This is a genomic window from Pseudomonas sp. 3JA, assembly GCF_036961705.1.
Classification (GTDB): domain Bacteria; phylum Pseudomonadota; class Gammaproteobacteria; order Pseudomonadales; family Pseudomonadaceae; genus Aquipseudomonas; species Aquipseudomonas fluorescens_Q.
Window position 1 is genome coordinate 37,866 of the sequence record NZ_JBAMDJ010000013.1, and the last position, 13,843, is coordinate 51,708.

Annotated in this window: 13 protein-coding genes; 5 read left to right on the plus strand and 8 right to left on the minus strand. The window is 63.5% G+C overall.

Annotated features, from left to right (window positions below):
• Positions 1 to 179 precede the first annotated feature (179 nt).
• The 3 genes from V7773_RS12470 to V7773_RS12480 are packed head-to-tail and all read left to right on the plus strand — an operon-like array spanning position 180 to position 2,992.
• Positions 180 to 1,286: a GGDEF domain-containing protein gene (locus tag V7773_RS12470; RefSeq protein WP_336073636.1), complete on the plus strand. Its 1,107-nt coding sequence runs from the start codon at positions 180 to 182 to the stop codon at positions 1,284 to 1,286.
• Positions 1,279 to 2,214, plus strand: coding sequence for an iron-sulfur-binding ferredoxin reductase (locus tag V7773_RS12475; protein ID WP_336073637.1), 936 nt, complete (start codon positions 1,279 to 1,281; stop codon positions 2,212 to 2,214). Before V7773_RS12470 ends, V7773_RS12475 begins: the two co-directional genes overlap by 8 nt.
• A 28-nt stretch (positions 2,215 to 2,242) precedes the next feature.
• On the plus strand, positions 2,243 to 2,992 hold the full coding sequence (locus tag V7773_RS12480) for an enoyl-CoA hydratase-related protein (protein ID WP_336073638.1): 750 nt from the start codon (positions 2,243 to 2,245) through the stop codon (positions 2,990 to 2,992).
• Between the two features lie 86 nt (positions 2,993 to 3,078).
• Here V7773_RS12480 and pyk read toward each other — a convergent pair whose 3' ends face one another.
• A complete protein-coding gene (gene pyk / locus V7773_RS12485) occupies positions 3,079 to 4,530 on the minus strand; it encodes a pyruvate kinase (RefSeq protein WP_063324585.1) in 1,452 nt (483 codons plus the stop codon).
• 365 nt (positions 4,531 to 4,895) lie between these two features.
• Between pyk and V7773_RS12490 the strand changes: the two genes are divergently transcribed.
• Together V7773_RS12490 and V7773_RS12495 are read left to right on the plus strand one after the other, a co-directional pair.
• A complete protein-coding gene (locus V7773_RS12490) occupies positions 4,896 to 5,270 on the plus strand; it encodes a tetratricopeptide repeat protein (RefSeq protein WP_053124682.1) in 375 nt (124 codons plus the stop codon).
• A gap of 291 nt (positions 5,271 to 5,561) precedes the next feature.
• On the plus strand, positions 5,562 to 5,921 hold the full coding sequence (locus V7773_RS12495) for a PilZ domain-containing protein (RefSeq protein WP_063324586.1): 360 nt from the start codon (positions 5,562 to 5,564) through the stop codon (positions 5,919 to 5,921).
• Between the two features lie 77 nt (positions 5,922 to 5,998).
• Here the strand turns inward: V7773_RS12495 and V7773_RS12500 are convergent, their stop codons facing one another.
• From V7773_RS12500 to V7773_RS12530, 7 genes are all read right to left on the minus strand, one after another.
• On the minus strand, positions 5,999 to 6,367 hold the full coding sequence (locus V7773_RS12500; protein ID WP_336073639.1) for a DUF6124 family protein: 369 nt from the start codon (positions 6,365 to 6,367) through the stop codon (positions 5,999 to 6,001).
• A 341-nt stretch (positions 6,368 to 6,708) separates the two neighbouring features.
• Complete coding sequence (locus V7773_RS12505) at positions 6,709 to 8,040, minus strand: DUF58 domain-containing protein (RefSeq protein ID WP_336073640.1); 1,332 nt, start codon at positions 8,038 to 8,040, stop codon at positions 6,709 to 6,711.
• 199 nt (positions 8,041 to 8,239) lie between these two features.
• Positions 8,240 to 9,244, minus strand: coding sequence for an AAA family ATPase (locus V7773_RS12510; RefSeq protein WP_336073642.1), 1,005 nt, complete (start codon positions 9,242 to 9,244; stop codon positions 8,240 to 8,242).
• Entirely contained in the window at positions 9,241 to 10,404 is a 1,164-nt protein-coding gene (locus V7773_RS12515) for a DUF4350 domain-containing protein (RefSeq protein ID WP_336073643.1), read from the minus strand. The genes V7773_RS12510 and V7773_RS12515 overlap by 4 nt, the downstream gene beginning before the upstream one ends.
• Entirely contained in the window at positions 10,401 to 11,945 is a 1,545-nt protein-coding gene (locus V7773_RS12520; protein ID WP_336073644.1) for a DUF4129 domain-containing protein, read from the minus strand. Before V7773_RS12520 ends, V7773_RS12515 begins: the two co-directional genes overlap by 4 nt.
• Positions 11,932 to 12,906, minus strand: a complete 975-nt coding sequence (locus tag V7773_RS12525) for a stage II sporulation protein M (RefSeq protein WP_063324592.1) — start codon at positions 12,904 to 12,906, stop codon at positions 11,932 to 11,934. Before V7773_RS12525 ends, V7773_RS12520 begins: the two co-directional genes overlap by 14 nt.
• Complete coding sequence (locus V7773_RS12530; protein WP_092145087.1) at positions 12,903 to 13,628, minus strand: RDD family protein; 726 nt, start codon at positions 13,626 to 13,628, stop codon at positions 12,903 to 12,905. Before V7773_RS12530 ends, V7773_RS12525 begins: the two co-directional genes overlap by 4 nt.
• Between the last annotated feature and the right edge of the window lie 215 nt (positions 13,629 to 13,843).

Consider the following 13,843-nt stretch of genomic DNA (forward strand, 5'->3'; position numbering starts at 1 on the left):
AGCTCCCTCGCCACGGGGACCAGGACGACCTACGGATGCGTCAATCTGGGCCATTGCTTTGACGCCATTTTTCTGCTCCAGAATTGAATGGTCATTTGTCCTACACGCCACTAAAGTGGCGTCTGGCCTGTAGCGTAGGACGCCTCCTGTCAGTTTCCTTTCCCATGGTGAGTCAACGATTGACCCATAACGCCATTCAACGTCTTTTGCTGAAACGCTTCGCTTTGGCGGCCGCGACGTACGCGCTGGCACTGGTTTTATTGTGGCTGGCATTTTTCAGTGGTCATTACCTCGATTCGTTGCGTGGTGTCATCATCGGCAGCGTGTTGGTCGTGCTGTGCCAGGCTGGGCTGTTCGCGCTGTTTATCACGGATCGTAACCTGCGCTTCGCCGACCCCAGCCTTACCGAAGCGCAGGTGTTGATCGGCCTGGGCTGGCAGACCTGGATGATGGCGCACCTGGACCAGGCTCGGGGCGTGTTCCTGGTGTTTTATGTATTGATCCTGCTGTTCGGGCTGTTTCATCTGTCGCGCCGGGCCTTCGTGCGCTGCGCGACGCTGGTGTTCATCAGCTTCGCCGCTATTACCCTTTGGGACGGTTACTTCTTCAGGCTTCCCGATCCCACCTTGGCCGGGTTGCAGGTGGCCGTGCTGTTTCTGGTGCTGGTGTGGCTGGTGTTTTACGCCCGCTACGTCCAGATATCACGTCAGCGCATGCGTCAGCGGCGGTTTGCCCTGCAGGCGCACCAGGACACCTTGCGCGGGATGATGCGCCAGCTCGAAGACCTGGTGGCCACCGACGAGCTGACCGGGCTGTTCAATCGCCGACACTTCCTGCGCCTCGCTTCGCGCGAACTCAACACGCTCAGGCCCGGCGTCGCCCATGGCCTGGCCCTGATCGACCTCGACCATTTCAAGCGCATCAACGACCTGCACGGCCACGCCGCCGGCGATCAGGTGCTGCAGGCATTTGCCGCGGTCGCCACAGCGTGCCTGCGCGAGGGCGATGTATTGGCCCGTTATGGTGGCGAGGAGTTCGTCATGCTGCTGCCTGCCTGCGACCCCCAGCGCCTGACGGCCTGCTGTGAAAGGCTGCGGCTGGCATTCACAGAAGTCGAGCTGATCGGTCTGCAGGTCGGCGCCCTCAGCTTGTCGGCGGGCATGACGATGCTGGGAATGGGCGATGACCTGGACAACGCGTTGCAGCGTGCCGACCAGGCCCTGTACCGTGCCAAGCGAGACGGCCGCAATCGGTGCGCTGCCGCCTGGGAGAACGTCGATGCCTGAACTGACAGTCGCCGGTCGGCAATGGACGGTGGCGGTGGGCAGTAACCTGCTGGACGCCTTGAACGGTGCAGGCGTGGCGGTGCCCTACAGTTGCCGCGCCGGGAGTTGCCACGCCTGCCTGGTGCAGTGTGTGGGCGGCGATGTGCGCGACAGCCGCCCCGACGCCCTGAGCCCGACGCAGCGCGACCAGGGTTGGCGGCTGGCCTGCCAATGCCAGGTGGTCGAGGATGTGCAGATCCACACCTTCGACCCGCAACGTGACGGCCAGGCCGCTAACGTGGCGGCGGTGGATTGGCTTGGTGGCGATGTGCTGCGCCTGCGCATCACCCCCAAGCGGTCGCTGCGTTATCAGGCCGGGCAGCATCTGGTGCTGTGGGCCGGCGACGTGGCCCGGCCGTATTCCCTGGCGAGCCTGCCCGAGGAGGACCGTTTCCTGGAATTCCACCTCGATTGCCACGAGCCCGGTCAATTCATCGATGCAGCCCGGCGGATGAAGGCCGGTGATCCGATCCGCCTGGGCGAGTTGCGCGGCGGTGCCTTGCATTACGACCCCGACTGGCACGCCAGGCCGCTGTGGCTGCTCGCCGCCGGCACCGGCCTGGCGCCGCTGTTCGGCTTGCTGCGCGAAGCCTTGCGTCAGGATCACCAAGGCGCGATTCGCCTTATTCACGTGGCCCATGATGCGGCCGGGCATTACCTGGCCAAACCCCTGGCGGCGCTGGCGGCCAAGCACCCAAACCTCACCGTGGAACTGTTGACCGCGGCCGAGGCGCCGTCCGCCTTGGCGCAACTGCGGCTTGTTTCACGGCAAACCCAGGCCTTACTCTGCGGCCATCCCGACCGGGTCGAGGCCTTTGCCAAACGCTTGTACCTGGCCGGCTTGCCGCGCAACCAACTGCTGGCCGACGTCTTCCTGCCCCGTGGTTGAGCGCTGATTTCCAGACGCGAGACCGACCATGACCCCAACCCTGTTGCTCGACCGAGAACGCGGCCTGCTGACGGTGCGCTTGAACCGTGCGGAAAAGAAAAACGCCCTGACCCGGGCCATGTACAGTCAGTTGGCCCAAGCCCTGGCGATGGCGGACAGCGACCCGCAGATTCGCGCAGTGCTGCTCACCGGCTCCAGCGACTGCTTCACTGCCGGCAACGACATCGTCGACTTCCTCGAACAACCACCGAACGACCTCGATAACCCGGTGTTCCAGTTCATGCTCAGCCTGCTCGATTGCCGCAAACCGGTGATCGCCGCCGTGGCCGGGCCGGCGGTGGGCATCGGCACCACGTTGCTGTTGCATTGCGACCTGGTCTACGTCAGCCGGGACGCGCGGCTGCGCATGCCGTTCGTCAACTTGGGGCTATGCCCGGAATTCGGCTCCAGCCTGATCCTGCCGCGGTTGCTGGGCCAGGCCAGGGCCGCGCAATTGTTGCTGTTGGGCGAGGGCTTCAGTGGCGAACAAGCGGTCGCCTGGGGCATTGCCACCGAGGCAATGGACAGTGGCGAGGCGGCATTGGCCAAGGCCCGGGAAGTGGCGCTGCGCTTCGAATCGCTGCCGGCTGAAGCGGTGAGTATCAGCAAGCAACTGATGAAAGCGCCGGACCGGGAACTGTTGCGCAAGGTGATCGAAGGAGAGGGCAAGCTGTTCACCCAGCGGCTGCGTTCGCCCGAGGCGGTAGCTGCGTTGTCGGGGTTTATCAACAGGCATTGAGTTCAGGCACTACATTCTCCAAGAGCAAAAACCAAAAAGCCCCGCCATTCACATGGCAGGGCTTTTGTTTTCCAGCGCTCGGTCACTCAGACCATCGGGTCGCCAACATGCAGGATTTTCATCCCGTTGGTGCCGCCGATGGTGTGGTAGCTGTCGCCTTTGGTCAGGATGACCCAGTCACCGGTCTGCACCACGCCGCGCTTGACCAGCTCATCCACCGCCGCCTGGCTGACTTCGCCCGGTTGCAGGGCGGCCGGGTCGAACGGCACGGTGTAGACGCCACGGAACATGGCGGCGCGAGCCTGGGTTTCGCGGTGCGGGGAGAATGCGTAGATCGGCACCGAGGAACGGATGCGCGACATGATCAACGGTGTGTAGCCACTTTCGGTCAGGGCGATGATCGCCTTCACGCCCGGGAAATGGTTGGCGGTGTACATCGTCGCCAGGGCGATGCTCTCGTCGCAGCGCTCGAAGGTCTTGCCGATGCGGTGGCTGGAGGTCTTGCTGGTCGGGTGCTTTTCAGCGCCGATGCAAATACGCGCCATGGCTTGCACCGCTTCGAGCGGGTAGAGGCCCGCGGCGCTTTCGGCCGAGAGCATCACGGCGTCGGTGTAGTCCAGTACGGCGTTGGCTACGTCGGACACTTCGGCGCGGGTCGGCATCGGGTTCTGGATCATCGACTCCATCATCTGGGTCGCCACGATCACCGCTTTGTTGTGGCGGCGTGCGTGCAGAATGATTTTCTTCTGGATGCCCACCAGCTCGGCGTCGCCGATTTCCACGCCCAGGTCGCCACGGGCCACCATCACGGCGTCGGACGCCTTGATCAGGCCATCGAGGGTTTCGTCGTCGGCGACGGCTTCGGCGCGCTCGATCTTGGCCACCAGCCAGGCAGTACCGCCGGCTTCGTCGCGCAGTTGACGGGCGTATTCCATGTCGGCGGCGTCACGGGGGAAGGACACGGCCAGGTAATCGACTTCCATCTCTGCGGCCAGCTTGATGTCGGCCTTGTCTTTTTCGGTCAGGGCCGGTGCGGTCAGGCCACCACCGCGACGGTTGATGCCTTTGTGGTCCGACAGCGGGCCGCCGATGGTCACGACGCAGTTCAGTTCGGTGGCGGTGGCGGTCTCGACGCGCATCACCACGCGACCGTCGTCGAGCAGCAACTCATCGCCCACGCCGCAGTCCTTGACCAGGTCCGGGTAGTCGATACCCACCACCTGTTGGTTGCCTTCGGTCAGCGGATGGCTGGTGGAGAAGGTGAAGGTGTCACCAATCTTCAGCTCGATGCGCTTGTTGGCGAATTTGGCGATACGGATCTTCGGGCCTTGCAGGTCGCCCAGCAGGGCAACGAAACGGCCGTGCTTGGCGGCGAGGTCGCGCACCAGCTTGGCACGTGCCTTGTGTTCTTCGGGGGTACCGTGGGAAAAGTTCAGGCGGGCGACGTCCAGGCCAGCCAGAATCAGCTGTTCGAGAACTTCCGGCGAATTACTGGCCGGGCCAAGGGTAGCGACGATTTTGGTGCGACGGACGGACATGCAAGACTCCTCAAGTTCAAGCGCCAGCGAAGGCTACTATGCTCTTTGGGTGTAGTCATTGTTCATATGCACTACTTTTTCGTTTGTTTTTCGAAATGAACATTCCTGAAAATTTTCACACCTCCTTAAAGCCTGCCACAGGCTCTTGTGGCGAGGGAGCTTGCTCCCGCTGGGTTGCGAAGCGACCCCAAAACATGTTGAACGCGGGCTGCCTGATACACCGAGGGGCCGGTTTCAGGGCTGCTGCGCAGCCCAGCGGGAGCAAGCTCCCTCGCCACGGGGGGTGTGCCAGCCATGGCAAGCGTTTTCAGGCTGAAGATTTTCCCAGCCAGGTCGATACAGAGCTCAAGACAGGAGAACCTCCCATGCGATTCGTGCTTTTTGTTGCCCTGGCCCTGAGCGTCACGGGCTGCACCCGTTGGTCGATGAACCATCACATGAACCTGGCCTATAAGGCCTATGACCGCGGCAATTGCGAGCAGGTCATGCTCGAACTGTCCCAGGTCGACCGCGCCAGCCGTGCCCGCCGCTACATGCAGCCGGAAGTCTCGATGCTGCGCGGCCAGTGCCTGGAACGGCAGAAGCTGTTTGTCGATGCGGCGCAGACCTACCAGTTCATCATCACGCAATACCCTAACAGTGAATACGCCTTCCGCGCCCGCGCCCGGCTCGAGACCTTGCAGAGCCTGGGCCATTACCCGACCCGCAGCGCGTCGGCGATCCGCCCGACGGCGTCCTGACAGGCTCATCAAGCCATGGGCCGGGGGCGATCCCTGGCCACAAGCCCCCCGGGTATTTTTGTTTATGAAAGGTGTGCGCACGGACTGGCTGCCACACGACCATGAGCTATATTTGTACAAATCGTCATTAGAGCTAAATCTCTAACTTCAAGCGGCACCTGTGACCGGCAGCACTAGGCTTGAACGCTTGCGAGCGTCTGGCACCGGGATCGGGGAGAGCGAGCTGGCGTGTGCTCGTTCCGAAGTATTCGGTTGCCCCGATTCGGGGTCGTTCAAAAAGCGATACAGGATATGTACAAAAAACGGCGCATCGAACGGCAGCAGCTGCCGTATTTCCTGAGAGTGTTTAATGGCGTCAACGGCAAGCCCATCGGTTTTTTGGGCAACGTTTCTGCAGATGGCCTGATGCTGATCAGCCATTTACCGTTGATGGTCGGTGCGGACTTTGACTTGCACCTGAAAATCCCTTCCGATGAGGGACCGCAGCAGAACATTGTGCTCAGAGCCAATTGCCTGTGGTGCCGCGAAGACGTGACGCCGCAGCATTTCGACGCCGGTTTCAGCCTGCAATGGGCGCCGCCGGAGTACGGGCAACTGATTAGCGCATTGCAGCAATATTTCAGTTTTTATCCGTTGCCGGAATCGGCCTGAGCCCCGGTCACTTTTGTTGGCGCAACACTTTGTGGGAGCGAGCAAGCTCGCTCCCACAGGTTTCTCATACACCTCTTCTAGCGCTGAACCTTCGCCTCGTTATCCAGCATCTTCTCCAGCAACAACACCCCCATCTCGCCCATCTGGTGAATCGCCAGGGCCAGGTTGCGCGGGGCGCCTTCCAGGTCTTCCGATAAATCCAGGATCAGCGTGCTCACCGAGCAGAAGGTTTCGTAGGTGTGCGCGAGCATGCCTTCGGGGTCGGCGTCGGGGGCGACGATGAAGTAGTCCGGTTGTTTGCCAGGCTTCTTGTCGGGTTGGCCGTGGTTGGGCTTGAGGTAGTAGTCCAGGGCTCTTTGGGCGGCTTCGTCGAGCTTTTCGGGGTCGAGGGTTTCGTGGGGGGAGAGCGGGTCGGTATGGGGGGGATTGGGGGTTGGTTTGATCATATTCGTTTTTCCATGATTGGTGCTGCCACCCGGTTCGCGACTAAACGAGGGGTGGCGGCTGGACGCAGGTTAGTCGACCGGTGGAAAAACGAAGCCCGGCGCGCCCGAGGGCGCCCTGCGCACAGCCACCATCAAGTGCGGGGATAGGGGAACCCGACTGGATGACGCTTGTGCACACCGTTTTTACCACCGGGCGACTAAACCCGATCGCTGGATATCAGCGACGCGAATCAAGTTACGGGGCAAGGCCAAGGCACACAAGCCGGCGGATTCTGGCGGATCTGTAGTCCGTTGCGCAAGGCGCTGTAGTCAGCTGGAGCTTTGCTGGCTCGCTGTAGGACCTATGCGGTCCCCGCCTTTTTCCATGCAAGATATTGCGTCACCAATTGCGCCCCCAACTCACTGGGGCGCGCATCCAGGGTCGGGATGCCATGGGCGCTCAGTTGCTGATGCAGTTCGGCCCGGGCATTCAAGTAGTCCACCGTTCCGCAATAGGCCAAGGCTTCAGGCAAGGTTTGCACCGGCGCCTGGCGCAACCGGTCGAGGGCTTCTTCCCGCAGGCTGGCCACCAGCACCCGATGCTGTTGGCCCAACCGTTTCACGGCGGCGAGCAGATCGGCGTCGTCCTCATCCCGCAAGTTGGTCACCAGCACCACCAGGGCCCGGCGTTTTTGCCGAGCCAGCAGTTGGGTGACGGCTGCCTGGTAGTCGGCGGGGCGTTGGCTGCTGTCGAGGTCGTACACGGTGTTGAGCAAGACGTTGAGCTGGCCCGGGCCTTTGACCGGGGCGAGGTAGCGGGGCTGATCACTGGCGAACGTGTTCAGGCCCACGGCATCGCCCTGGCGCAGCGCGGTGTAGCTGAGCAGCAGGCAGGCGTTGAGGGCGTGGTCGAAGTGCGACAGCTCGCCGTCCTGGCTGCGCATGCGCCGGCCGCAGTCGAGCATGAAGATGATCTGTTGGTCGCGCTCGTCTTCGTATTCCCGGGCAATCGGCGTGCGATGGCGGGCCGTAGCCTTCCAGTCGATCTGGCGCAGGCTGTCGCCCTCGCGAAATTCGCGCAGTTGATGAAATTCCTGGCCCTGGCCGCGCCGTTGCCGCTGACGGATGCCGAGTTGGCTGAGCCAGTTGTCCACCGCCAGCAGTTGACCGTCGTAGAGCCTGGCGAAATCCGGGTAGACCCGAGTCTCATCGACCGCATCCAGCAGACGCTTGTCGGTCCACAGGCCCAACGGGCTCGGCAGGTTGATTTCGCAATGTTCGAAGGCGAAGTGCCCGCGCTTGAGCGGGCGCAGGCGGTAGCCGACCTGGCTGTGTTGGCCGGGTTGCAGCTCGACGGACAGGGGCAGGTTTTCGAAGTCCAGGCCGTCGGGGACGTGATCGAAGACCTGCGCCTCCTGCGGTTGGGCAAAGTCATGGCTGATGTCCAAGCGGATTTCACCCCAGCGACCCAGGGCCAGGCTGCCGGGCATCTGCCGTTGTACCCGCGGCGAGGGCAGGCGCCTGACGCGCACCGCGTCGAGCAGCGCCAGGGCCAGCAAGGCCAGCAGCAGCCCCCAGTTGATCGACAGCAGCGCCGATGGCACCGTCACGCCGAGTGCCCGCAGCGCGCCCAGCGCGATGCCGAGGGCCAGCAGAAGCGCGAGCCAGATCAAGAGCAGGCGCGAGGGTTTCATGGGTGCATTCCCTCGCAGGGGGCGTTTGCCTTGGCAAAGGAATTTGCTGCTGTGAGGTTCCCCGTGGCGAGGGAGCTTGCTCCCGCTGGACGCGTAGCGTCCCCTTGCGGTGTGCCAGGCAAAACCAGGGGGCTGCTTCGCAGCCCAGCGGGAGCAAGCTCCCTCGCCACAATGAGTTTCTCCATCATGAAATGCGTATTCACAACCGCGGCGCCGGCACTTGATCGAGCAACTGCCCCAGCACCTGATCCACCGACAGCCCTTCGATGTCCAGCTCCGGCGCCAGCCGCACGCGATGGCGCAGCACCGCCAGGGCGCAGCCCTTGATGTCGTCCGGCACGACGAACTCGCCGCCGCGCAACAACGCCCGGGACCGGGCACACCGCACCAGGGCAATCGACGCGCGCGGCCCGGCGCCTAGGGTCAGGCCCGGCCAACTGCGGGTGGTACGGGCCAGGCGTACGGCGTAGTCGAGCACCTGGTCGTCCATCGGCAGGTCGCTGGCAATGCGTTGCAGCGCTTGCACGTCCTTGGCCTGCAACACCACGCGCAGCGGTTGCACGTCGAGCATGTCGGCGCGGGTCGAACGGCTGACCTGGCGCACCATGTCCAGCTCCTGGTCGGCGTCCGGGTAGTCCATGCGCACCTTGAGCATGAAGCGGTCGAGCTCGGCTTCGGGCAACGGGTAGGTGCCTTCCTGTTCGATGGGGTTCTGGGTGGCGAGGACCATGAACGGCTGGCTGATGGGCAGGGCGCGGCCTTCGAGGGTGACCTGGCGTTCCTGCATGGCTTCGAGCAGCGCGGCCTGGGTCTTGGCCGGTGCGCGGTTGATCTCGTCGGCCAGCAGCAGGTTGGTGAACACCGGGCCCTTGCGCAGCTTGAACTGCTCGGTCTGCAAGTCGTACACCGCGTGCCCGGTGACGTCGCTGGGCATCAGGTCGGGGGTGAACTGGATGCGCGCGAACTCGCCGTTGAAACAGCGGGCCAAGGCCCGCACCAGCAAGGTCTTGCCCAGCCCGGGAACGCCTTCGAGCAGCACGTGACCACCGGCGATCAGCGCGGTGAGCACATCGTCGATCACCGCGCTCTGGCCGACCACCGCTTTGCGCAGCTCGGTGCGGATGGCCTGGGCCAACTGACTGGCGCGCTGGCGCTGTTGGGCGGCGTGGGCCTGGCCGTCGGTAGGTTCGTTCTGTTCAGTCATAAGGCATTCCTGAGGGTTTGCAAATGGGCGACCTGGCGGCAGAACTCTGCGCGGGACATCCGCTGTTTCGGCCGGGGGCTCAAGGCCTGGCTGATGGCTCGCGTGGGCTGGCGGGTCAGGCGGGCGAGTACCTGCCATTGTTCGGCGACGGCCAGTTGTTCGAAGCCTGGGTGAAGATGACGTGTCCGGCGCAGCACGTCTTGTTGCAAGGCATGCAACAGGTACGCCTGGCCGTTGTGGCGCAGGTGGAAACCGGCGCCGGCCTGCACATGCTCTTCCAACTGACGCCGCGCCTTGGGCGCCGGTTGTTGCAGTGGGCCATGGCGTACCGCCGAGCGCCAGAGCCATAGCGCAACCAGAGCCAGCAGGGCCACCAGTGCCTGGGGGAAATAGCGCAGCAGCAAGGTCAGCAGGTCGTCGTGGTCGGTGTTGAACAGCAGGGTGACGTCCGTGTCGGCGCTCAAATACCAGAGCAGCCAGGCGTTGTCGTATTGGTCGATGGCGTCGTTCTTCCACAGCTCGGCGTCGGTGATCACGGTGATCGAGCCCAGGCCGAGGTTCAACTGCATCATGTGGGTCGACAGCGCGCTGTTGGCCCAGGCCTGGGCCAGGTTATGCGGGTCTTCGAGGTGGAAATCGGTGTCGAAGCCGATATACGCCGGCGCCTCTTCATCTTCCAGGTAGAGCTTGGTCAGTTCCGGGTAACGGTCCTTGATCAGTTCGGGCGCGGGCTCCTTGAGGTCTTCGCTCAGGAGTTGACGCAGGCGCACGCGATCGAGCAGCAGGTCGCCGCTGCTGCCGGTGTTGTTGTCCCACAAGGCTTCGGCAACGAAGAGCAAGCGCCCGCCGGCCCGAGTCCAGTTCATCAACTGTTCGACTTCCCGTGGCGTCATGTGGGTTCGCTCACCCAGCAACAGCAGGCTGTGCTGGCGTGGCTCCAGGGTGGGCAGCACCTGCAGGCTGTTGGCGTGCTCGACGTTGATACCCCGCTGGCGCAGGAAAAGTTCGGCGGCCAGGTAAGGATTGGCCTGGGCTTCAGGGGAGGGGCCGTGCTCGACGACCTCTTCATAGGGTTCGGCCTTGGTGTAGAGGTAGAGGCCGAATGCGCACACCAGCGCGGCCAGCACGGCGCCGATCAGCCACCCTGCGTGCCGGCTCATCGAGAGGCTCCCGGACCGAACAGCTCGCGCCAGCCGTCACACAATTCCTGTTGCAGGTGTGTCGGCGGTGGACGATGCCCATAGGCAATATTCTGCCAATGCAGGGTCAGGTTTTTGCTGAAGCCCAGCAGGTTGTTCTGCTTGAGTTGTTCGACGCGTTCCAGCACCTGGCCTTCGGTGTCGGCCGGTTTCAAGGGGATCTTGAAGTCATGATGCAACCGACTGAGCAGCGCCCGGTACAGCAGGCCCAGGGCTTCACGGGGTTGCGTGGCCCACAGTTGTTCGACGCGGGTGGCCACATCGGCGGGCAGGCTCTCTTCGCGAATATCCAGGCCGAACATGCGCGCCGGTACGGCTCGTTCCACCGGCAGGCGCTGCGTCGGTCGGCGATTGGCCAGGGCCTTGAGTCTTTCACGGTAGCGCCAGGCCAGCCAGGCGATCGCTGCCCCCAGGCAGGCCCACAGCACCACCTGGATCAGTGCGGCGGCGATGTCGAAACGTTGGCTGCCGAGCCATTTGAACAGGTCCTTGAGCCAGCTCGGTTTGGCCTCGGTCTCGGCCTCGGGGGATTCGGCAGTTTCTTCGCCGAAACGATAACGGATGACGGTCTCGGGGTTCTTGAACGGCGGGGCGTCGAGGATTGCCTTGATACCGTCCCGGGAGGCTTCGCTGGTGAGGGGCTGGTTGAGCAGCCGCGGGCTATCGGGGGCGTCGCTGTCTTCGGCGGCAAACGCCGGGGGCGTCGGCGGCAGCAGCATGAGCGCCAGCAGCATCAACACCGGGGCCACGCCGCTCAGGCGCTGACGCAGGCGTCGGAACACCAGTTCGATGTCCCACGCTTCGAGGATGGTGCGCCGGTTCAGGTAGAGGCTGAAGCCGCAGGCCACATACACCGGCTCCCACAAGATCAGCAGCAGCGGGTAGAGGAAGTTGACCAGGTGTTCGAACCACAACCAGTCGTGCTCGGCCGCTGACACCAGCGTCTCCCAATCCCATTGCAGTTCGACTTGTTGTGGCACGAACAGGTAGAACAGGGCCATCAGGCCGAACCACAAGGCGGTTTCCAGGTGCACGCCGATGATGGTCAACCATTGCGCCGCGCCGCGGTTGCGTTGCATCAGTACCCGCAAGCGCTGCGTCCGCGCCTCACCGCTAAGCCCCTCCAGTTGCACCACCGGCATCAGGAAGCTGCGGCTCAGGCTCAGCCGGCGCCAGGTCAGGCTGGCCAGCAACTGCGGCTTGAGCAGCGCCGGCCACTGGCGCAACGCCTGGCGCAAGGTGGGGGTTTCACCAAACAGAGCCTTGGACAGAATGTACAGCGGCAGCCGGTCGAAGGCCGGCTTCAACCACCAGAACAGCATCACCACCAGCGACGGTGAATCCCACAGCAGCAGGGTCAGCAACAGATACACCGGCAACGTGATGAGCGCCCAACTGGTCATCAGCAGGCGTCGATGCTGCTGGCTCATCAACACCCCAAGGTCCATGGCTTCCCAGGTGGTGCGTGGGCGGATGACGACGGTGGCGTCACTCAGGCGCATGGCGGACCCGTCCGGCAAGCGACAGATAGCTGATGACCAACAGCCACAACAAGGCGCCCACCGTGTATTTGGTGGCGGGCGTCACGGCGCTGGAAGACCAGTAGGCCTCGATGAACGCGGCAATGAGCAGGAACAGCATCACACCGCCGATCATCAGTACGCTTTTGCCCGCCGCGAGCCGCAAGGCCTCGCCTCGGCTCAGGCGTCCCGGCGCAATCAGAGCCCAGCCCAGTTGCAGGCCCGCGGCCCCGGCCAGGGCGATGGCGGTGAGTTCGAAGGCGCCGTGGCCAATCACGAACGACCAGAACGTTCCCCCGGAGCCGATCTGGGTCAGGTGCCCAGCCACCGCGCCAATGGTCAGGCCATTGAAAAACAGGAAGAACGCGCTCCCCAGGCCAAACATCAAGCCACTGGCAAAGGTCTGAAAGGCAATGCCGATGTTGTGCATGATGTAGTAACCGAACATGACCCAGTCCTCGCTGGCGGCGCGCTCGACCGAACGCCCCAGGTGCCCGGACGCGGGGTCATACATGCTGCGGATCTGGCTGATTTCGTCGGCGCCGAGCACGCTGTAGACCAGTTCCGGGAACAGATAGACCAGCAGCCCGATACCCACCAGGCTGCCCAAGAACATCAGGCTGGCGGCCAGCACGAATCGCCATTGTTCACGCACCAGTCGGGGAAAACCGGCCAGGATAAACGCCGAGAGACCGGTCGATGGCCGGCTGCGATCCCGGTACAGTTGCTGGTGACCGCGCAGCGCGAGTTGTTGCAGCGTGTCGACCAGCAAGCTGCTGTAGCCCCGGGCCTGGGCCAATGCCAGGTGGTGGCAAAGCCGTCGGTAGGTGGCGGGAAAGTCGCTGCTCTGGGGCACGCTGCGGCTGCGCTCCAGTTGGTCGAGTTGCCGGGCCAGGTGCTCCCATTCCCCTTGGTGACGGCTTTCGAACAGGCTTTGCTTCATGTTGGCCCCAGCAGGCCGCGGGCGACGCCATTGAGTTCGGCCGCGGCGTTTGGCACCTGGACGTTCAGTGGCGCGGCCAGGATGGCAGCCAGTTCGTTGACCCGCGCCTGGGACAGTTCTGCCTGGCGTTCGGCGAAGCCCAGCACGGCGCGTTGCTCATGCAGGCTGAGGGTGAAAGGTGTTCGTATCGGTGCTGCCATTGGTAATGCAGGGCGTTTGACCGGCTGTTCGCGATACACCACCAGCGTGCCGGCCGCGAGATCGCCCAAGCGCTTGAACGCCGGATGCTGCAGGCAACTGATGGCCCCGAAGGTGTAGCCGAAGGGCAGCATGTCGACGAAACGCAGCAGGTTGCGGATCAACGACGCCGACCAGCCGATGGGCCGGCCATCGTCCTGCACCACGCGCAGCCCCATGATCTGCTTGCCGGGAGAGCGCCCCTGGTTGAGCACCTCGAACAGCACCATGTACCACCAACTGACGACAAACAGCAGGATGGACCCAAGGCCGATCCCCAGCTCGCCGAAAAACGCCAGGACCAGAAAGAAAAGTCCCAGGACCAGCCCGCGTATGCCCAGGTCGATGGCGAAGGCGATTGCACGCGGCATCAGCCCCGCCGGGCGCAGCGGCAGGTCGATGCCTTCGGGCGTTTCAACCTGATAGCGCGTGTCCAGGGGCGCGGGCAGCGTCGCGTTCCTTTGCAGTGCTGGTGTCTCGAGCATGGGCAACCTGTGATGGGCCAGACCGAATGTCAATCTCGGCCCAGATGCTAGCAGTCTTCGTGCGGGCAAACGATACAACTGTGCAGGTCATTTCATGGTTTGCAACAGGATTGAGAAGGCGAACACTGCCCGTATGAGCACCAGGGTTCAAACTGTGGGCGTGGAACCCGTGTTGGAATTCAAAAGTTACAGGACTGCTGGTCTCGGGCGGGCCC